The following is a 20,481-nucleotide window of genomic DNA, read 5'->3' on the forward strand; positions in this document are numbered from 1 at the left end:
GTTTCACATGGATTCGACCATGATCCTCAGCGCCCGCTTCGGCCTTCTGGCCTTGCTCTGGGTGTTCATTTTCCTGGTGATCTGGACGCAGAGGAAGGATGTGGTGTCGGCGGGTGGCGCGGTGCGTCGTCAAGCAAGTGCCTCCGCCCCCGCCCCCAGGGAGAAAGCCCGCACCCTTGCGGTAGTTGAGGGGCCGCTGCAAGGCTCCCACATGGAAATTGCCAGCTTAGAAGACTTGACTGTCGGCAGAGCGGGAGACAACGATTTCCAGCTGGGCGACGACTTCGCCTCCTCGCGCCACGCGCGCCTGTTCCGCAGGGGCAGCGACTGGTTCGTGGAGGACCTGGATTCGCGCAACGGCACCTTCGTCAACGGGGTGCGCATTGATCAGCCTGAGCGGGTGACCGTGGGCACGGACATGAAGATGGGACGCACGATTGTGAGGCTGATGCCGTGAAGCTCGCATTAGATTTCGTGGCCGTGTCCGACCGGGGCCTGGTCCGCGGCAACAACGAGGACTCCGCCTACGCAGGCCCGCACCTGCTGGTGCTTGCGGACGGCATGGGCGGCCACGCCGCCGGCGAGGTGGCCAGCCAGCTCATGGTCGAGCACCTCGAGCACCTGGACCGCGACCCCGAGGACGCGGACATGCTCGCCCTTCTGGGCGCGGCGGCCGAGGACGGCAACGCCTCCATCGAGGCGTCCGTGGCCGAGCACCCCGAGCAAGCCGGCATGGGCACCACCCTCACCGCGGCGATGTTCAACGGCCGCGAGCTCGGCCTGATCCACGTGGGCGACTCCAGGGGCTATCTGCTTCGCGACGGCGAGCTCCGCCAGCTCACCGTCGACGACACCTTTGTCCAGTCGCTGGTCAACGACGGCAAACTCGCCCCCGAGGACGTCTCCTCGCACCCGCAGAAGTCCCTGATTTTGAAGGCGTACACCGGCCGGGCAGTGGAGCCGCACCTGGAGCTGATCCAGGTCCAGCCGGGCGACCGGATCCTGCTGTGCTCCGACGGGTTGAGCGACCCGGTGACCCAGCAGACCATCCAACTCGCGCTCGGCGACGGCACCCCGGAGATGGCGGCGAACCGCCTGATCGAGCTGGCGCTGCGCTCCGGCGGGCCGGACAACGTCACCGTGGTGGTGGCGGAGGTCGTGGAGGCCTCGGAGAACAACACCCGCGAGAACCGCGCCGTGGTCAGGGCCGGCGCGCTGGACCCGGGCTACGAGTCCTCCCACCCGGACTCCGCCGCCTCGCGCGCAGCAGCGCTGTTGCGCAAGTCCGAGACCATCACCCCGGACCACAACCGGGCCAAGCTCCAAGACGCGGACGCGTCCGACGACGAGGAGGGCCACACTAGCGGCGCTGTCGGTGTCGCAGGGAAGAAGCAGCCGTCGTCGGTGTGGCCTTGGGTCGTCGCAACGCTTGTGCTTCTGCTGGTGCTCGCGGTGGCGGGCGTGATGTGGTCGCAGTCCCGCGCCACCGACGAGTACACGCTGAAGGTGCAGGACTCCGGCGAGTTCGTGGTGCAGCACACCACCCGCGACAACCTGTTCGCGGACGCGAAAACCGAGGACATCCAGCGCGCCTGCCTGAACACCAAGGGCGACCTGCGCGTGATTTCCAAGGACACCAAGCCGGGCGATTGCAGCATCTTTACCACCGAAGACTTGCCGCAAGACAAGCGCGAGGTCGCGGACGTCACCGGCTCCTACGACGACGTATTAGCCAAGCTGAATGAGTTGGCGGATCAGGCGCTGCCGGCCTGCACGGACAAGAAGAGCGCCGACGAGGGCAAGTGCCGGGAGGTGCGATGAGCCGCCTAGTATCCCGCAGCCGCGAGCTGCTCCTCCTGCTGTTCACCACAGGCCTGCTAGCCCTCATGCTCTTTGGCTTAGAGACGAGCCAAGGGCGCACCCTGTCCACCGAGATGCTCTACATCATCGGCGGGTTCATGGGCGTCTACGCCATCGCACACGTAGCCATCGCGTTCTTGGCACCGCACGCGGACCAGGTGATGCTGCCCGTGGTGGCGCTGCTCAACGCCGTGGGCCTGGTGGTGATCTACCGCCTTGACCTGGCAGAACGCCCCGGCTACGGGCCGCTGGCGGAGCGCCAGATGCTGTGGTCCTTAGTCGGCGTGGGGCTGATGGTGCTCACGCTCATTGTCATCCGCGACCACAAGTCCCTGTCGCGCTACTCCTACCTGCTGGGCCTGGTTGGCCTGATTCTGTTGGCCCTGCCGCTGGTGTGGCCGCAGCCCCCGGGGTATGAGGAAGCGCGCATCTGGCTGTGGCTCGGGCCGTTTTCCATCCAGCCCGGCGAGTTTTCCAAGATCCTGCTGTTGATCTTCTTCGCCCAGCTGCTGGCCCAGAAGCGCGCCCTGTTCACCGTCGCCGGCAAGCGCTTCTTGGGCATGACCTTCCCCCGCCTGCGCGACCTCGCGCCGATCCTCATGGTGTGGGCCATCGCCATTTTGATCATGGGCATCTCCAACGACTTCGGCCCGGCGCTGTTGCTGTTCGCCACCGTGCTGGGCATGGTCTACTTCGCCACCGGGCGCGCATCCTGGCTGTTCATCGGCGTGGGCTTGGTTGCCGTGGGCGGCTACGCCGTCTACCAGGTCAGCTCCAAGATCCAGGAGCGCGTGTCCAACTTCATCGACCCGTTCGCGGACTTCGACGGCATTGGCAACCAGCCCGCCAACGCGCTGATCGGCCTGAGCTGGGGCGGCATCACCGGCACCGGCCTGGGCTACGGCCACCCGGAGCTGGTGCCCGTGGCGCACTCCGACTACATCCTGGCCGCCATCGGCGAGGAGCTGGGCTTTGTGGGCATCGCGGCTGTGCTGTGCCTGTTCGCGGTGTTTATCACCCGCGGGTTCCGCACCGCCATGCAGGCGCGCGACTCCTACGGCAAGCTGCTCGCCTCCGGGTTGGCGCTGACGATCGTGATCCAGATCTTCGTGGTCGCCGGTGGAGTGTCCGCGATGATGCCCATGACGGGCCTGACCACGCCGTTCATGTCCGCCGGCGGTTCGTCCGTGATGGCCAACTACATCCTGCTGGGGCTGCTGCTGCGCATCTCCAACAGCGCGAACCGCCCCGCAGACTACGACGCCGTCGCCGCGGGCACCGCGCGTCCTGAGGTGGTGGGTGCACGATGAACAAGTCCATCCGCTACGGCGCCGTGGTCGCGCTGCTGATGATCGCGGCGCTGTTGGTCAACTTCACCGTGGTGCAGGGAATGCGCGAAGACGAGTACGCGCAGAACCAGCACAACTCGCGCATCCTCATGGACCTCAAGCGCACCAATCGCGGCGACATCGTCGCGGGCGGGACCGTGCTGGCGCAGAGCCACCGCGACGAAGAGACCGGCTTCTACCAGCGCACCTACCCCAACATGCCGTGGTCGTTCGCGCCGATCGTGGGGTTTGTCTCCGACCAGTTCGGCACCTCCCAGCTGGAGGCCACCCACAACGGCGACCTCACCGGCGACTCCGGCACCGCCTCGCGCTTCCTGCGCACCGGGCTCGAGGACGGCAAGAAGGGCGACACCGTCGACCTGACGCTGGACCCGAACCTACAGGCCTTCTCGTACGACCAGCTGGCCAAGCCGGGTTTTGATGGTGCGGTGGTGGCCGTGAGGGCGTCGACAGGCGAGGTGCTCTCCATGGCCTCGACCCCCAGCTTTGACCCCAACGGCATCGCCAACCCAGCGACCGCCGAGGGCGCCTGGGCCGAGGCCACCGGCAACCCGGCGAACCCGCTGCTGAACCACGCGGCGCAGGAGCAGCTGCCGCCGGGCTCGATCTTCAAGATCATCACCACCGCCGCGGGTCTGCGAAACGGCTTCACGCCGGAGTCGCCGCTGACCGGCGAGGCGCAGACGATCCTGCCGGGCACGGACAACATCCCGCTGACCAACGACGGCGGCCAGCCCTGCGCCGGCGGCGGGCAGGTGCCGCTGCGCACCGCGTTCGCCCTGTCCTGCAACACCGCGTTCGTGCAGATGGGCCTCGCCATGGGCCCGGATGCGCTGCGCGACGCCGCCGCCCGCTTCGGCGTGGGCGAGCGCTACAACCTGGGCCTGCCGAATGCCGCCGGCTCGCTGGGCGATCTGCCCGGCGGCGCCGAGCTGGCGCAGTCCACCATCGGTCAGCGCGACGTGACCATGACCGCGCTGCAGGCGGCGATGATGTCTGCGACCATCGCAAATAAGGGCAAGCGCATGGAACCGCACGTGGTGCGGCAAGTGCGCAACGCCGACGGCAAGGTCCTGCACGAAACCGAGCCGGTGGAACTCAACGAGGCCGTAACGGAAGAGGAAGCCGCGACGATCACGGACTTGATGTTCGCGTCCGAGCGGTGGACCTTCGGCTACGACGGCAACGGATTCGCCTCCAAGACCGGCACGGCCGAGCACGCCGAAGGCGCCGCCCCGCACGTGTGGTACGTCGCCTTCGACCCGGCCAAGGACGTCGCCGTTGCCGTGGTGGTGAAAAACGGTGCCAACATGGGCGAGGCAGCCTACGGCGGCCAAGTCGCCGGGCCGATCGGACGCGCCGTGCTGCGCGCAGCACCCGCCGCCCCCGCACCCGTGGAAGGAGCACAGTAGATGAACACCGAAAACCGCGAGGACCTGCAACAGCTCGTCGGCGACGGCTACCAGCTGCAGTGGATCATCGGCCACGGCGGCATGTCCACCGTGTGGCTGGCGGACGACCTGGCCAACGAGCGCGAGGTGGCCATCAAGGTGCTGCGGCCCGAGTTCAGCTCCAACGCGGAGTTCCTCGCCCGCTTCCGCAACGAGGCGTTGAGCGCCCAGGGCATCAACTCCGACAACGTGGTGGCCACCTACGACTACCGCGAGGCAGACACCGACGCGGGCTTTACCGTCTGCTACATCATCATGGAGTACATCCGCGGCGAGTCGCTCGCGGACCTCATCGCCCGCGAGGGCCAACTGGATGAGGCACTAGCTCTCGACGTCCTGGAGCAGGCCGCCCACGGCCTCGCCGTGATCCACCGCATGGGGCTGGTGCACCGCGACATCAAGCCGGGCAACCTCATGCTCACCCAGCACGGGCAGGTCAAAATCACGGACTTCGGCATCGCCAAGGCCGCCGCAGCCGTGCCCCTGACCCGCACCGGCATGGTGGTGGGCACCGCCCAGTACGTCTCCCCCGAGCAGGCCCAGGGCATGAAGGTCACCGCGGCGTCCGACGTGTACTCGCTCGGCGTGGTGGGCTACGAGCTGCTCTCCGGCAAGCGCCCCTTCACCGGCGACTCGTCGGTGTCCGTCGCGCTCGCGCACGTCTCCGCCGAGCCGCCCGCGCTTCCGATTAGTGTGTCTGCCCCAGCGCGCGAGCTCATCGAGATCGCCCTGCGCAAGGATCCCGGCCAGCGCTTCCGCGACGGCAACGAGTTCCAGCTGGCCATCTCCCAGGTCCGCCAGGGCCTGCGGCCCGCCCAGCCCGGTGGCCACACCCAGGTCGTGGCCACCGAGCCGTCCGCCACCGCGTCCACCCAGATGCTGGCCAGCGTCGCCGAGGAGCGCACCTCCCGCCCCGAGGGCGCCTACCCGCCGTCCGCGGCGACACCAGCGCCGCGCGAACACGAAGCGGACAAGAAGTCGTCTAAGGCAGGCCCGGTCATCTCCGCGATCTTGCTGCTCGCGCTTCTGGCCGGCGGCGCCGCCTGGGCGTACACCGAGGGCGTGTTCGACCGCTTCACCGGCGGCGGCACCCCCACCACCCCGCGGCCCACCATGAGCGCGACCACCCCGACGCCGGAGGAAGAGGCAGACACGGAGGATCCGGTCACCGAGACCACCACCGAGCGCGAGCGCACCACCATCACGGAGCCGCGCAACCCGGGCACCCTGCGCTTCGAGGAGCCCGAGGCCGACAACGCACCGGCCCCGGCGGAGCCGTCCGCCGAGCCGCCCGCCCCCGGAACTTCCGCGCCGGAGCAGCCGTCCGCGGCGACTCCGACGCAGCAGGGTGGGGCGCCGGCAGGTGAGCCGTCGATAGGCAATCAGCCCGAGGTCACGAACTCACCGGCCCCTGCGGTAGAATTGCCCAACCTTGATAGCTTGCTCGGAGGTGGCAGGTAAATGCTGATCGCGGACCGGTACGAACTCGGCGACATCATCGGCACCGGCGGCATGTCGGACGTGTATGCCGCCACCGACGTGTCCCTCGGGCGCGAAGTTGCCGTGAAGATGCTGAAGATCGACATGGCGCGCGACGAAAACTTCCGCGAACGCTTCCGCCGCGAAGCGCAAAACTCGGCGCGCCTGAACCACCCCAACATCGTCTCGGTCTACGACACCGGTTCCGTGGAAACTTCCGGCGTGGACGTGCCCTACATTGTCATGGAGCTCGTCCACGGCATGAACCTGCGCGACATCGTGCGCAACGAAGGACCGCTCAGCCCCGAGCGCGCCGCGAAACTGCTGCTGCCGGTCACCCGGGCACTGCAGGCCAGCCACGACGCAGGCATCATCCACCGCGACATCAAACCCGCCAACATCATGGTCACCAACACCGGTGCCGTGAAGGTCATGGACTTCGGCATCGCGCGTGCGCTGGATGATTCCACCTCCGCGATGACGCAAACGTCCGCCGTCATCGGCACCGCGCAGTACCTCTCCCCCGAGCAGGCCCGCGGCAAGGCCGCCGACGCGCGCAGCGACATCTACGCGCTCGGCTGCGTGATGTACGAAGCCGTCACCGGCGTGCCGCCCTTCGAGGGCGAATCCCCCTTCGCCGTGGCCTACCAGCACGTCCAGGAAGACCCGGTGCCGCCGTCCGAGCGCATCAACGCGCCGCTGTCGGACAACGAAGCCGTCAACGTCGACTCCGTCATCCTCACCGCGATGGCGAAACACCCCGCCGACCGGTACCAGACCGCCGACGAGATGGGCGCGGACCTCGCGCTTTTGGAGCGCGGCAGCGTCACCACCGCCGCCCGCAACCACCTCGCCGCCGCGGAACACGACGCGGGCTCCCACGCCATGGACGCGCAGTACCCGCCGTCCCAGGACCACACCGCCGTGGTTGGGGATGTGGTGCGCGAACCTGTGGTGCGTCGAGAAGCATCCGCTTCCTCCGGGCACACGCGCTACGCCGACCACCGCGCCGCCAACGAAAAAACCTCCTCCAACTGGCTGAAGTGGCTCTCCGCGCTGCTGGGCCTGTTGCTCGCCGCCGCGGTGTGCTGGTTCGTCTACGACTACTTCTCCGTGAACAAGGACAACAACGACCCGGCCATCACCCAAGAGGAAATGGTCCCCGTGCCCGAACTCGCGGACATGCCGCGCAACGACGCCGTCCGCGAACTCGAACACCTCGGCTTTTCCGTCTCCGTCATGGAAGAACCCAGCCCCGACATCAAACGCGGCAACGTGATCTCCACCAACCCCGCCGCCGGCTCCGAGCTCAAGCGCGGCACCCAGATCACCCTGACCGTCTCCTCCGGCAAGGAGATGACGGACGTGCCGGACGTGACCAACCTGACCGCCGAAGAAGCCATCGAAGAGCTGAAGAAGGCCGGGCTGGAGCTCAACCCCAACGTGCGCCGCGAATCCAGCGCCAACATCGACGAAGGCATCATCCTGTCCCAGCAGCCCGCCGGCGGCACCCAGATTGCCAAGGGCTCGCGCATCGCCATCACCGTCTCCTCCGGGCCGGAGATGGTGCAGGTGCCGTCCCTGGTTGGGCTGAACGTCGAGCAGGCCACCGCCACCCTGTCCTCCCTGCAGCTGCGCTCCACCGTCACCAGCGTGGACTCGCAGAAACCGGAGGGCCAGGTGCTCGCCGTCGCCGGTGAAAACACCGACGTGGAATCCGGCACCACCATCGAGCTGCGCGTGTCCAACGGCATGCTCATGAACATGCCGGAAATCACCCGCCAAAGCCCCGAGGAAGCCGAGAAGGCGCTCCGCGACGCCGGCTGGAACGGCCGCTTCGTACCCGGCCCGACGGTGCCCACCGGCGCGCTTGTGGACGACGGCCTGATCGGCCACCAGGAAGTCGCCGCCGGCGAAACCATCCGCAAGGACCAAGCCATCGGCTACAACCTGTGGAAGTTCGACGCTGGCAAACTCATCCCGCAGAATAACGCGGCCGCGCCGCAGGCTGATACAGTTCAACCCCAGAACGCGAACAACGCGCTGCGGAATGTGCAGCGCGGGCTCGGGCTTTAGACGTCGATAAGCACGACGCATTGGCCCGCACACACCAAGGGAGCGCACATGCCTAAAGCAAAAGTAACCAAAGACCCCATCCGCCCAGCTAGCAGCACCTCCGCCGGCACCACGCGCACGCCGGTGAAGGTCAACACCGGCGGCACCCCGATCTGGTACAAGGTGATCATGTTCGGGCTGATGATCTTCGGCTTGGCCTGGCTGATCCTCTACTACCTCGCTGGCGACCAGCTTGCGTGGCTCGGGCAGCTCGGGCCGTGGAACTACGCCATCGGCTTTTCGGGCATGATCCTCGGTCTGCTGATGACCATGGGTTGGCGGTAGTTCTTCTTCGGGGGTTTTGAGTTGGGGGTTGTGTGAAATCGGATTGTGGCAAATATTTGCCACAATCCGATTTTTGCTTTGGCGGGGGTTCGAGGCTGAACGCATTCCTAGAGGGACCTGAGAAGCCGATTTATGCGACACATCACTGTATTTAAATAGCGCGATAGATTGCGCCGGGGTTTTACCCACAAATAACAGTATTAATACTGGTGAGCTGGCTTTCGCGACATGTCAATTACTTTAGTTTGACCCCGGATTGGGTGGATTGTTCAACAATATTATGACTCTTCCTTGGCAAGTGACTAGGTGTTATATGAGAGCTCCTCGCTGACAGCCTGAAGAGCCCGCCCCTAGAAAAATCCCACAATTGTTTCCCCGAAAGGAACGCCAAATGCGCGCATTCCGCATCGCTGGTGCCGCCAAGGCCGCGATCGCAGCCGTCGCCGCTGTCGCAATCGCAGGCTCCGGCATCACCGCCACCGCCCAGACCTTCGAAGAGTCCTACCCGGAGACCCCGGCAACCAACTCCGCGCTGCCGATCATCCACACCTACCGCGGCTCGGATCACCTGAAGGCGAACATCCTCAACCCGCGCCCGGTGTGCAACTCCACCGAGGACTACCGCACCATCGTGTACAAGGTGAAGGACAACTTCCTGCCGGTGGGCACCATCTCCACCACCAACCTGTCCGACAGTGCCATCCCGCTGTCCCAGGACCTGTCCCGCACCCAGACCATCTCCGCCTCCGTCAACGGCTCCAAGACCGAGACTCTGACGCTCGGCGGCTCCGGCTCGAAGGACGGCCTTCAGGGCAACATCGGCTACTCCCTGGCCAAGTCCCTGGGCTGGGACGTCTCCGGCTCCCTGTCCTGGTCCGTCGGCCAGAAGATCGGCCCGTACGACGTGCCGGCCGGCAACACCGGCGAGGCCACCTACGGCTTCCGCACCGTCACCATGACCGGCACCCAGCAGCGCTGCCGCCCGAACGGCACCTGGGCTACCCCGACCGCCTGGATCGCCAACATGCCGATCAAGAACGAGGTCCGCGTCAAGAACTACTCCACCCCGGCCGGCTCCTGGGCGCCGAACAAGGGCGCACAGGTCACCGACACCGTGGAGAACCCGAACCCGGCGTACAACGAGGACGTCAAGAAGATCGAGACGGGTGCAAACCTTGACGACGTCACCGTGGTCGACAACGACGAAGCCACCGACGTGACCAACAACGACATCGCGAACGAGGGCGCAGAGGTCATCAACGAGGTCGAGGAAAAGGCTGCTGACGAGGTCAACGAAGTCGTCGATAAGCAGGCAGATGCCCAGCGCGACCTGGACCTCCAGCCGTACTTCACCACCTCCTCCTGGAAGGTGCCGGGCGCCGCTGGCTCCGTCGCACTGCGCGTGAAGAACACCGGCGCGAAGCGCTACTGGGGCGAATTCCCGGCCCTGACCTTCCGCGTCGAGGTCGGCACCGAGGCAGGCCCGGAGGGCGTTGACCGCCTGATCACCACCACCCAGTACAACGGCACCCACATCCGCGACCTGGGCTACGACTTCGACCGCGGCATCCGCACCTTCGAGGTCACCCTGTCCAACCCGATCCTCGCCGGCGACGAGATGCTGCTGGGCGCCTTCTCCTTCGGCGACGGCAAGACCAAGGAAGGCCGCCTGTACAACTACATGAAAGTCACCCAGACCGGCCGCCTCGCAGGCGACACCTCGTTCTACAACGACCAGGACGTGGACTCCCGCGACGTGACCGTCTCCGACTTCGGCAAGAAGATCCGCGGCGTGTTCTAAAACACTGCTGAATAGCACGAAAACCCGTTGAGTCTGTTGCGGACTCAACGGGCTTTTTGCGTTTGGCGCTTACTTCTCCTGCTCAGCGCGCTTCTTGGCGAAAGACTCGCGTACCTTCGTCTCCAGGTCAGCGTCGACCTTGCCCCAGTACTCGTACACGCGCTCCTCGACGTCCTTGTGCTTAATCGCCATCATCTTGTTGGTGATGTTGTGGACGAAACGCTCCTTCGCCGCGTCGTCGAAGACGTCGCGGTAGAGCGTGCCAGCCTGGCCGAAATCGTCGTCCTCGGCGTGCTTGACATACGCCTCGCGCACCAGGTCAGTGCCCTCCGGATCCGGATTGACGTAGAGGTTCTCCGCCTGGCCGTAGTCGGTGAAGTTGGAGGAGGAATCCTCGTTGTTGTCCAGGTAGCCGGCGCCCTTCTCGGTGCGGTTGGGCACGTAGTTCGGCTCGTTCTCCTCGTTGAAGAAGTAGGCCATGTTGCCGCGCTCGGAGTAGGTGTTCACGTCGTTGAGCGGGCGGTTGACCGGCAGATCCTTGTAGTTCGCGCCGATGCGGTGGCGCTGCTGGTCCGAGTACGCGAACACGCGGGCCTGCAGCATGCGGTCCGGCGACAGGCCCACGCCCGGCACCAGGTTCGCCGGGTCGAGCGCGAGCTGCTCAATCTGCGCGTGGTAGTTCTTCGGGTTGCGGTTGAGCACGAAGTAGCCCACCGGGATCAGCGGGTAGTCCTTCTGCGACCACGTCTTGGTCAGGTCGAACGGGTTGAAGCGGTAATCTTTCGCCTCCTCGAACGGCATGATCTGCACCTTGACGTCCCAAATCGGGTAGTCGCCGTCCGCGATGGCGTTGAACAGATCCGCACGCTGGAAGTCCGGGTCGGTGCCGGCCTTCTCGGTGGCCTCCTCATCGGTGAAGCACTCCCAGCCCTGGCGGGTCTTGAAGTGGTACTTCACCCACACCGGAGTGCCCTCCTCGTTGATCCACTGGAAAGTGTGGGAGCCGAAACCGTCCTGGTGGCGCGACGTCTTCGGGGTGCCACGGTCGCCCATCAGGTAGGTCACCTGGTGCGCGGACTCCGGCGTGCGGGTCCAGAAATCCCACTGCATCTCGTCATCGCGCAGGCCCGAGTTGGGCTGGCGCTTCTGGGAGTGGATGAAGTCCGGGAACTTAATGCCGTCGCGCAGGAAGAACGTCGGGGTGTTGTTACCCACGATGTCGTAGTTGCCGTCCTCCGTGTAAAAACGCAGCGCGAAACCGTGCACGTCGCGCCACGTATCCGGGGAACCAGCCTCGCCCGCCACGGTGGAAAAACGCGCCGCCATCGGGGTGACGGTGCCCGGCTGGAACAGCTTCGCCTTCGTGTACTTGGACACGTCCTCCGTGATGTGCAGCTCGCCGAAGGCGCCGTGGCCCTTCGCGTGCGGGATGCGCTCAGGCACGTTCTCCCTGTTGAAGTGCGCCAGTTTTTCCATCATGTGGACGTCGTTAAGCACATTGGCTCCCTGGCGCCCCTGAGTGACCGAAATGTGCTCCGAGGCGACCGGCTGCCCGCCCAGCTCGGTGGTGCGGCCCTTGCCTGCGGGGCGCTCGCCCCTGGAGACGATCTCTTCCGCCTTGCTCTGATCAGCCATTGCTCACTCCTTGAATCGTTGGTTGCGTACGTCCCCACCCTAGGCATTTTCACGGGCGCGCGAGTTTCCACGACTACCGCTCCCCGAGAAGTGACTCCACCCTGCGCAATTCGTCGTAAACGTCCCGCTGGTCATAGGTGAAACCACCGGACCAGGCCAGCTCTTTCAACGCATCATCAGTTGGCTCCTCCATTCCCAAGGATTCCGCCAACTGTGCACGCAAGCTGCGTCGACGCTCTCGCAGCTCCGTATTGGTAAAGCGGCGCACCTGAAGCTTCATCAGACTCACCTTCCTTTCTTTGGCCTTGATCTTGGTTAACGAGCTCGACACCAACTCGCCGTTGTTCGAACGATATCTATCCACACCTGTGGATAACTCTGTGCACAACTCCACAGGGCAGTGGAATGTGCTGGTTTGCTTTCGAAAACGCCACGTTCCTTCGGCGTGTCATTTTCGCTGTTCGACGTGTCGTTCGACGAGTTACACGCGTGTAGTTATCCACACTGTGGACAACCGCTGTGGATAACTTGAAAGGTCTGGTTAAAGGTCAAAAAGTGTGTCTGGAATCGGCGATTTCTGGGGCTTGACCTCGGCGTTTCAGGAAAATATATGGTTCGGGAATTTCCGCCTTCCTTTCGGACTGTAAATTCTCGGTTTGCGGCGGCGATCTGGTAGAGCTTGATCACTCAGCCCGCGTGTAAACCCAAAAAGAAGACCCTAGCCGGGCTTTCGCTGGCTAGGGTCTCAATCAATCGTCCGAGAGGGAGGCTAGACGCCCACGATCCTCCGCGGCTCTGCGAGAGAAAGACTACCCCGCACCGTCTGGCAGATCTAGCCCTCCCCTTTGAGCGCCGTCCCTAGTACACCGGCACCGTCGACGGAATCGTCAGCGCCCAGATGGCCACGCACGCCGCCGCGGCCGCGACCCCCGCTGTGATCCAGCGGGTGCGCACGTTTTCCGAGGTCAACGGCCACGCCATCACCGCCCCCGCCGCCAGGCCGCCGAGGTGCCCCCACAGCGACACACCCGGGCTGAGCAGCGTGTACGCCACGTTTACAGCCACCAGGGCGAGTGGCGCGCGCAGGTCCGTGGAACGTCGAAAAGCAATGGCGATCAGAAGCGCCATCAGCATGTAGAGGGCGCCGGAAGCGCCGGCGGTGGGCGTCGTGAAGCTAAATGCGAGCACACTTGCCGACGCCCAAAGGACCCCCGCGACCCACGCCACCACAAACGGGCCAGAGCCAAGGAAGCGCTCCACCTCCGCACCCACCAGGACCAGCATGAACATGTTGAGGAAGAGGTGCGTGATGTCCAAATGCATGAAGCCGGCCGTGAGCGCGCGGAGGTAGCCCGCGCCGTAGACCTCGGGGCCGTACAGGATGGTGTGGGTGCCCACCGGCGAATCCCACACCACGTCCGTGACCGAACGGGCCTGGAGCGCGGCGACCAGGAAGACGAGCGTGCAGATCGCCGTAATCGCCGTGGTGGCGGGGGCGGTGCGGGGCAGGTTGCGGAGAGTGGGCATGGGATCAGGGTACGAAAAAGCCCCCGCACGGTGGCGGGGGCGCGGCGCGTGTGGCGCTTTGGCTTGTTTGGCTTACGCGATGTCGATGGACTCGATCACGACGTCCTCGACCGGGCGGTCCATGCGGCCGGTCTTCACGTTCGCGATCTCGTCGACGACCTTCTTCGACGCCTCGTCGGTGACCTCGCCGAAGATGGTGTGGCGGTTGTTCAGCCACGGGGTCGCGTCGACGGTGATGAAGAACTGGGAACCGTTCGTGCCCGGGCCAGCGTTAGCCATGGCCAGCAGGTACGGGCGGTCGAACTGCAGCTCCGGATGGAACTCGTCGGCGAACTGGAAACCCGGGCCGCCAGTGCCGGTGCCGGTCGGGTCGCCGCCCTGGATCATGAACCCCGGGATGATGCGGTGGAAAATCGCGCCGTCGTAGAACGGGCCCTCGGTGGTGCCCTTGGCGTTCTTGGCGGAGTAATCGGTGGTGCCCTGCGCCAGGCCCGTAATCGTCTCGACCGTCTTCGGCGCGTGGTTGCCGAACAGGTCGATCACGATGTCGCCGTGATTGGTGTGCAAAGTCATGGTCTGAGTCTTCTGAGTCATGCGCTCTAGGGTACGCGGGTTCCGGCGCGCGGGGTGCGGGCGGGTGCGGGGTTGGGCTCACGGCCCTAAAGGTCGAGTCCGGGAGGTCGAGTACGCCCGGTTTCGGTGCCGTACTCGACCTCCGCCGCTCGACTTTCGGCGGCGTATAGCGCCCCTACCTCCGCCAGTGTTCCCCGTGCACCGGTCTGAACACCGTGGCCGGTACTTTCGGCTCGCCGAGGAGACCGGAGCGGGCCTTGAGCTCCAGGATCTCCCGGACGCAGGCCTCCTCGTCCCGGAGAATCTCCGACGGCTCGAAGCGGGCGACCTCGTAGATCTGCTTCCGTAACCAGTTTTCACGCAGGAGCTGGTCCCGCGACACCTTCTTCGCCAACTCCTCGTCTTTCTTCGCCGTCTTGACCAGCCCGTCGATCTCGATCGCCACCTGCCCCCACAGCAGGTCGGGGCGCACGTAACGGCCAATCCACATCTGCTCGCGGACGACGATGTTCCGCTCGCGCAGGATCACGCGCAGGAGGGACTCGTACGGCGACTCGGACTTGGTGGACGACCAGCGCAACGCCTGCCGTGCCCGCCCGATCCCCTTCTTGCCGGCCAGGCGCTTGATCGTCGCGTGGAGTTCGGCCTGGATGCGTTCCTGCTCCAGCGGTGGCTTGCCCACAAACAGGGAATCCATCGCGACGGCTCCTGCCCTCACCCCGTGCAGGCGCGCGACGTCGACGGCTGTGCGGACGGGGCTGGTTAACCGGAGGACGTCGCCAGGCGTCGCGCACTCGATGGCCACCACATCCTCTTCGGGGATGCGCAGGCTGCGGTACTCGACCCCTTCCGGCCAGCTTGCCCTGGCGGGCGGTTTTTGTCCTGGGATGGCCAGCAGGACGGGCGCGTTTGGGGCGGGCAGCGTCCACAGGCCGTGCACGACTGCGGCGGAGCGCCCCACCAGCACCGCTTTCCGGCTCGCGGCGCCGACGGCATAGCTGCTGAGAAACTCCCGCTCGTGGTGTTTCAGCCGAGACCATTCTGCCTGGGCGATGAATTTGTTCGCGGATAACTTGATGCACGTTTGACGGTCCGACTCCCCCGGTCTGACCAGCAGCTGCGCTAGCTTTCTCCTGTCCATATTTCCCCCCCGATGTTTGTTTGTTTCGCTCAGAGTACATGGCTACTGGCGAGAACGAAAGGGCCCCGCCAAAAGTCGAGCGGCGGAGGTCGAGTCCGGCCCAAATAGAGGGCGTACTCGACCTCCCGTACTCGACTTTCGCGGGGCGAGCGCGAGGGGCGGAGCTATTGCCTATCGACGCCAGCTCCGCCCCGCCCGGCGCGCTAGAGCCGAGCCTAGAGCCCTTCGACGACCTCGTCGCGCGCGGCGACCAGGTTGCGCAGGGAGGGTTCGACCTCGGCGTACCCGCGGGTCTTCAGGCCGCAGTCCGGGTTGACCCAGAGGCGCTCGGTGGGCACGTGGTTCAGAGCCGCGCGCAGCAGGTTGGCGATTTCCTCCTGGGAGGGCACGCGCGGGGAGTGGATGTCCCACACGCCGGGGCCGATCTCGGAGTGGAAGGTCTCGTCGATGTCCTCGAGCAGCTCCATCTTGGAACGGGCCGCCTCGATGGAGGTGACGTCGGCGTCGAGGCCTGCGACGGCGTCGATGATCTGGCCGAACTCGGAGTAGCACAGGTGCGTGTGGATCTGCGTCGAAGGCTGCGCCTCCAGGGAGACCAGGCGGAACGCGCGCTGGGCCCAGTCCAGGTAGGCGGCGCGGTCGTCCTCGCGCAGCGGGAGCAGCTCGCGCAGGGCCGGCTCGTCGATCTGGATGACCTTGATGCCGGCCTTCTCCAGGTCGGCGACCTCGTCGGCGAGGGCGACGCCGATCTGGTCGGCGGAGACCGAAAGCGGCACGTCGTCGCGCTTAAACGACCAGGCCAGGATGGTCACCGGGCCGGTGAGCATGCCCTTGACCGGCTTGTCGGAAAGCGACTGGGCGTAGGCCGACCACTCCACAGACATGGCCTCCGGGCGGGAGACGTCGCCGACCACGATCGGCGGACGGGTGCAGCGGGAGCCGTACGACTGGACCCAGCCGTTTTCGGTGACCACGAAGCCGTCGAGAAGCTCGGCGAAGTACTGCACCATGTCGTTGCGCTCCGCCTCACCGTGGACGAGGACGTCCAGGCCGATCTCCTCCTGCAGCTCGATGACCTGCTTGATCTCGGCCTTCAGCGCCTCGTTGTACTCGGCGTCGGAGAGGGTGCCCTCGCGGTGGTCCGCGCGCGCCTTGCGGATTTCGGTGGTCTGCGGGAAGGAGCCGATCGTGGTGATCGGCAGCGTCGGCAGGCCGAGCTCCTCGCGCTGGACCTTGTTGCGCTCCTCGAACGCCGGCTCGCGCTTGACGGCGCCCTCCGGCAGGGCCGCCACGCGGTCCACGACGGCCTTGTTGTGGATGGTGGTGGACTCGGCACGGGTGCGCACGGCGCGGTCGGACTGCGCGAACGCCTCCTTGGCGCCCTCCTCACCTGCGACAAGCGCCTGGATCTCGGCGAGCTTCTCGTCGGCGAACGCCAGCCACGGGGCGACCTCGACCGGGATGTTGCGCTCGGCCTTCAGGGTGTGCGGCACGTGCTGCAGGGAGGTGGAGGTGGACACGGACACGGCGTCGGCGCCGCGGCCGAGGGAGTTGAGCACGTCGGTGCGCTCGCGCAGGTTGGCGGTCCAGACGTTGCGGCCGTCGATGAGTCCTGCCACCAGGTGGGTGGAGTCCGGCACGGTGGCGCGCACGCGCTCCGGGTAGCCGGCGTCGGCCTCCAGCGTCCACGGGGACAGGTCCACGTGCAGCGCCTCGACGCCCAGCTCGCCCAGCACCGGCAGGGCCTCGCGGGCGGAACCGTACGGGGTGGTCAGGTACACGTTCGGGCGGGTCTCGCGGCCCAAAAGCGCGGTCCAGGCCTCGCGCAGGTGCTGCGCGATCTCCGCGTCCGGGGTGGACAGGTCGGCCACCACGGCGGGCTCGGCGATCTGGACCCAGTCCACGCCGGCTTCCTTCAGCGCAGCGAAGACCTCGGCGTACGCCTCAACCAGCGACGGCAGCAGCGACCACTCCGCCGGCTTGGACAGCGCGATCAGTGTGACCGGGCCGACCAGGAACGGGCGGACCTTGTGGCCGGCCTCGGCGGCCTCCTCCACGATGCGCAGGATGCGCTCCGGCACCGCCTTGATCTCCTGACCAGCCTCGATCTCCGGCACGAGGTAGTGGTAGTTGGTGTCGAACCACTTGGTCATCTCCAGCGGCACGCGGGTGTCGTTGCCGCGGGCGAGCGCGAACTCCTCGTCCAGGTCAACGCCGCCCGGCACGAGGCCCACGGTCAGGGCGGTGTCGAGCACCTGGTCGTAGAGCGCGACGTCCGCCGGGATGGCGTAATCCTCGGTCAGGCCGAGGTCGCGCAGGTGGTTGTAGTTGTTCACGCGCAGGGCGCGTGCGGTGGAGCGGAACGTCTCAGCGTCGATGCGGCCCGCCCAGTAGCTCTCCAGCGCGCGCTTGAGCTCGCGGTTCGCGCCGATGCGGGGGTAGCCCTCGATGGTGGCCTTGGGGAAGGTGGTCATTGTTGTCCTTTATCTATTCCGATGCGGTCCAGAAAGTCCCGCGTGACGTCCAGGTTGTTGTGCGTGTACACGTGGAGTCCGCCCGCGCCGGCATCCAAAATCTCGCGCGCCAGGTTGGCGGTGAGCTGCATGCCGGCCTCGTACTCGTCGTCAGCCTCGAGCAATTGCCTCTCGACGCCTACCGGCACCTCCAGCCCCGACAACTCCCCCATGCGTCGGACCCGTTTCAGCGAGGTCATCGGCATGATGCCGGGGATGAGCGGGATGCGCACACCCGCCAGCCGCGCCACCTCGACGAACTCCAGGAAGTCCTGGGCCTCGAAGAACAGCTGGGTGATGGCGAAATCCGCGCCCAGGCGCTGCTTGGCTAGCAGCACGTCCAGGTCGTGGTCGAAGTTGCGCGACTCCGCGTGGCCCTTGGGGTAGCAGGCCACGGAAAGCGCGAGCTTGCCGGCGGCGAGGCGGAACGCCTCTTCCTCCTGCACGTCCTGGATCAGGTTGAGCAGATCCGTGGCGTACTGGAGGTGGTCCGCAGGCAGGCCGGTTTCCGGCAGGTCCCCGCGCAGGGCGAGGAACCCGCGGACGCCGGCGTCGATAAGCACCCGCACCCACTCCGCCATCTCATCGCGCGTGCCCGCAGTGCAGGCGAGATGCGCGATGGGACGCAGGTCGGTGGTCTCCGCGATGCGGGAGATCACAGCGGCGGTGCCCTCCAGCCACTCGCTGCGGCGCGAGCTGGTCACGGAGACGTAGTCCGGCTTGTACTCGGCCAGGCCCGCGATGAGCCGGTCGATCTTCTCCGCGTCGTCCGTGGGGCGCGGCGGGATGATCTCGAAGCTTAAGGCGGTGCGCTGGCGTTTCGGGCGGGGGCGGCGGATCAGCGGCGCGCCCTCGCGGTCCAGCGGTGCCGAGGCGGAAAGCCTGGTCGAAGGAGAGGCTTCGAACATGGCAGGACCTTTCTCGGCTGGTTTGATGTGTTTCGTTGCACCGTGGTTAAACGGTGCCTTGAAACTTATTGACGCCACGTAACCGCCACAATGCGTTGCCAGTTTTGCGCAATGTTTGCGCTGCGCACGCGGTTTTTCTGCGTGAATGTTAATCGCGCAAAATGAACCAAGCTGTTCACTTTTGCGTAACGCTTGGTCCGCGCGGGGGTCGGTGGGGTGGCGGCGCTCGCGGTATCTGCGGATCCAGCTAGTAAGACCCAGCTATTCGGCTCTCAGAAGCGATTAGCTGGATCCTTGTAGCTGGATCTAGCCGGAAGGGCGGCCGAGCCCGCACTGAGCTCCCCCAAGCAGGCACGGCGGATTTCGCTACCCTGGGCCGCGTAACCACCCGAAACTTACAAACACAACGCAAGGAGCACACCGTGAACGTGAAGAACATTGGTCTGGCTGTGGCAATCGTCAACCAGGCAGTGAAGTACCTGCGCGACCAGAACGGCAAGCGCGAGCGTGACATCTACCAGTCCCTGCTAGATAACCTGCAGGACGGCAAGTTGGACGATATCCACGACAAGTTCGACAAAGGTGAGCTGGAGGAGCTCTACGGCGCTGCCCGCGCACAGGCCGGCGAAATCACCCGCGACGCGCACGACCGCCTCGACCGCCGTCGCAAGCAGTTCGAGGATGCGGCCCCGAGCCGCAAGGAGCGCCAGCAGTTCCTGGAGAAGCACGCGAAGAACGCGAAGAAAAAGAAGAAGGGCGGGGTTGGCAAGGTCATCGGCACGACGCTGGGCACTGCGGCGCTCGCGGGTGGGGCGTGGGCTGCCTGGGAGTTCTTCCTCAAGGACAAGCTCGCGGGCGAGGACGAGCCGGCTAAGGCCTACCGCCCGGCGCCGACGCGCACGGAGACGGATAAGACCGGCTCCTCCACGATCGTGTACTCGACGCGTACGGAGGACGACCGTGCGGGCGCCCGTCGCGAGGAGGGCATCGAAGGCGGCGTGTTCCCGAATGCGCCGGGCGAGGAGCAGCAGCCTTCCGACGCCACCTCCGGCACCACCAACACCAGCCAAGACCTCGGCGGGGAGGGCCTGACCACCCTGGACACCCTGGCGGATGACCAGCGCAAGGCCACCCATGCTGAGCACTCCGTGGAGGACGCCGTCGGTGCCGAGGGCGGCCGCCACGAGCTGCGCGGGGAGTCAGCGGAGCGCACGTTCCGCGACGGCCGTATCGGCCATGACCTGAACGACTTCCCGCAAGACGGCAACAAGTAGTTAGGCCGTGGTGCGCCAGCCCGCCATGAGGTGGCGCACCAGGCGCTCGCGCACATCCGGGAGGATGTCCGCGAGCGGGGCGGCGAGCGGCCGCGTCGCTACGACTAGCTCGGTGGCCAGCTGCATGGGTGACTGGCCGGGGGCGATGATGCCGTGGGGGGCGGCGGCGTCGATAAGCAATTGCACTTTGCCCATGAACGCGTCGCGCCGTGCGCCGAGCCCGTCGTCGGAGCTATCGGCGGCCAGCGCAGTGGCGAGGAGGCCCACGCCGGATTCGACGAGGGCCCACACGAAGGATTCGAAGTGCTCGACGGGGCTGTCCTCGAAGCCATCGAGGGTGTCATCGAGGAGTGTTTCGATGCGTTCGAGGAAGACGATCGCGCAGGCGTCGTAGAGCGCGGCGCGGGTGGGAAAGTGACGGTAGAGGGTGGCGATGCCCACGCCGGCGTCCGCCGCGATGCCCTCGAGGGTGATCTCGGAGTTCGGGCGAGTACCTATCTGGGCCAGCGCAGCGGTGACGATCTGGTCGCGTTTCGCGCGGGCATCTGCACGCATTGTTGACCAGCCCCC

Annotated in this window: 17 protein-coding genes; 9 read left to right on the plus strand and 8 right to left on the minus strand. The window is 66.0% G+C overall.

The window, feature by feature from the left end; translation table 11 throughout:
- The first annotated feature begins 7 nt into the window (after positions 1-7).
- The 8 genes from QP996_RS01990 (at position 8) to QP996_RS02025 (ending at position 10,340) form a co-directional block, all read left to right on the plus strand.
- Positions 8-457, plus strand: coding sequence for an FHA domain-containing protein FhaB/FipA (locus QP996_RS01990; RefSeq protein ID WP_284870971.1), 450 nt, complete (start codon positions 8-10; stop codon positions 455-457).
- On the plus strand, positions 454-1,821 hold the full coding sequence (locus QP996_RS01995) for a PP2C family protein-serine/threonine phosphatase (protein WP_284870972.1): 1,368 nt from the start codon (positions 454-456) through the stop codon (positions 1,819-1,821). Before QP996_RS01990 ends, QP996_RS01995 begins: the two co-directional genes overlap by 4 nt.
- A complete protein-coding gene (locus QP996_RS02000; RefSeq protein WP_284870973.1) occupies positions 1,818-3,170 on the plus strand; it encodes an FtsW/RodA/SpoVE family cell cycle protein in 1,353 nt (450 codons plus the stop codon). Before QP996_RS01995 ends, QP996_RS02000 begins: the two co-directional genes overlap by 4 nt.
- On the plus strand, positions 3,167-4,621 hold the full coding sequence (locus QP996_RS02005; RefSeq protein WP_284870974.1) for a penicillin-binding transpeptidase domain-containing protein: 1,455 nt from the start codon (positions 3,167-3,169) through the stop codon (positions 4,619-4,621). Before QP996_RS02000 ends, QP996_RS02005 begins: the two co-directional genes overlap by 4 nt.
- Entirely contained in the window at positions 4,622-6,121 is a 1,500-nt protein-coding gene (locus QP996_RS02010) for a serine/threonine-protein kinase (RefSeq protein WP_284870975.1), read from the plus strand.
- Positions 6,122-8,215: a Stk1 family PASTA domain-containing Ser/Thr kinase gene (gene pknB, locus QP996_RS02015; protein WP_284870976.1), complete on the plus strand. Its 2,094-nt coding sequence runs from the start codon at positions 6,122-6,124 to the stop codon at positions 8,213-8,215.
- Between the two features lie 48 nt (positions 8,216-8,263).
- The gene (gene crgA / locus QP996_RS02020) at positions 8,264-8,539 is read left to right on the plus strand and encodes a cell division protein CrgA (RefSeq protein ID WP_269508860.1); all 276 of its coding nucleotides are present in this window, start codon (positions 8,264-8,266) and stop codon (positions 8,537-8,539) included.
- Between the two features lie 391 nt (positions 8,540-8,930).
- Positions 8,931-10,340: a hypothetical protein gene (locus QP996_RS02025; RefSeq protein ID WP_239306516.1), complete on the plus strand. Its 1,410-nt coding sequence runs from the start codon at positions 8,931-8,933 to the stop codon at positions 10,338-10,340.
- A 69-nt stretch (positions 10,341-10,409) separates the two neighbouring features.
- On the opposite strand, the gene QP996_RS02030 is transcribed toward QP996_RS02025, so the two are convergent.
- From QP996_RS02030 to QP996_RS02060, 7 genes are all read right to left on the minus strand, one after another.
- A complete protein-coding gene (locus tag QP996_RS02030; protein ID WP_284870977.1) occupies positions 10,410-11,975 on the minus strand; it encodes a catalase in 1,566 nt (521 codons plus the stop codon).
- Positions 11,976-12,048: 73 nt separating this feature from the next.
- Positions 12,049-12,255, minus strand: a complete 207-nt coding sequence (locus tag QP996_RS02035; RefSeq protein ID WP_181889433.1) for a hypothetical protein — start codon at positions 12,253-12,255, stop codon at positions 12,049-12,051.
- 578 nt (positions 12,256-12,833) lie between these two features.
- On the minus strand, positions 12,834-13,502 hold the full coding sequence (locus QP996_RS02040) for a rhomboid family intramembrane serine protease (RefSeq protein WP_181889432.1): 669 nt from the start codon (positions 13,500-13,502) through the stop codon (positions 12,834-12,836).
- A gap of 72 nt (positions 13,503-13,574) precedes the next feature.
- Positions 13,575-14,096, minus strand: coding sequence for a peptidylprolyl isomerase (locus QP996_RS02045; protein WP_269508850.1), 522 nt, complete (start codon positions 14,094-14,096; stop codon positions 13,575-13,577).
- Between the two features lie 154 nt (positions 14,097-14,250).
- Positions 14,251-15,216, minus strand: a complete 966-nt coding sequence (locus tag QP996_RS02050; protein ID WP_284870978.1) for an endonuclease domain-containing protein — start codon at positions 15,214-15,216, stop codon at positions 14,251-14,253.
- 215 nt (positions 15,217-15,431) lie between these two features.
- Positions 15,432-17,690 carry a 5-methyltetrahydropteroyltriglutamate--homocysteine S-methyltransferase gene (gene metE, locus QP996_RS02055; protein WP_284870979.1) on the minus strand — a complete coding sequence of 753 codons (2,259 nt, stop codon included), beginning with the start codon at positions 17,688-17,690 and terminating at the stop codon, positions 15,432-15,434.
- Positions 17,687-18,637 (minus strand): methylenetetrahydrofolate reductase, encoded by a 951-nt coding sequence (locus tag QP996_RS02060; protein ID WP_284870980.1) that lies wholly within the window; start codon positions 18,635-18,637, stop codon positions 17,687-17,689. Before QP996_RS02060 ends, metE begins: the two co-directional genes overlap by 4 nt.
- A gap of 422 nt (positions 18,638-19,059) precedes the next feature.
- Here QP996_RS02060 and QP996_RS02065 point away from each other — a divergent pair, with 422 nt between their 5' ends.
- The gene (locus QP996_RS02065; protein ID WP_284870981.1) at positions 19,060-19,911 is read left to right on the plus strand and encodes a hypothetical protein; all 852 of its coding nucleotides are present in this window, start codon (positions 19,060-19,062) and stop codon (positions 19,909-19,911) included.
- Here QP996_RS02065 and QP996_RS02070 read toward each other — a convergent pair whose 3' ends face one another.
- Positions 19,912-20,466: a TetR/AcrR family transcriptional regulator gene (locus QP996_RS02070; RefSeq protein ID WP_284870982.1), complete on the minus strand. Its 555-nt coding sequence runs from the start codon at positions 20,464-20,466 to the stop codon at positions 19,912-19,914.
- Positions 20,467-20,481: the final 15 nt, after the last annotated feature.

The organism is Corynebacterium sp. MSK008, from assembly GCF_030232585.1.
In the GTDB taxonomy this organism is placed as follows: Bacteria; Actinomycetota; Actinomycetes; order Mycobacteriales; family Mycobacteriaceae; genus Corynebacterium.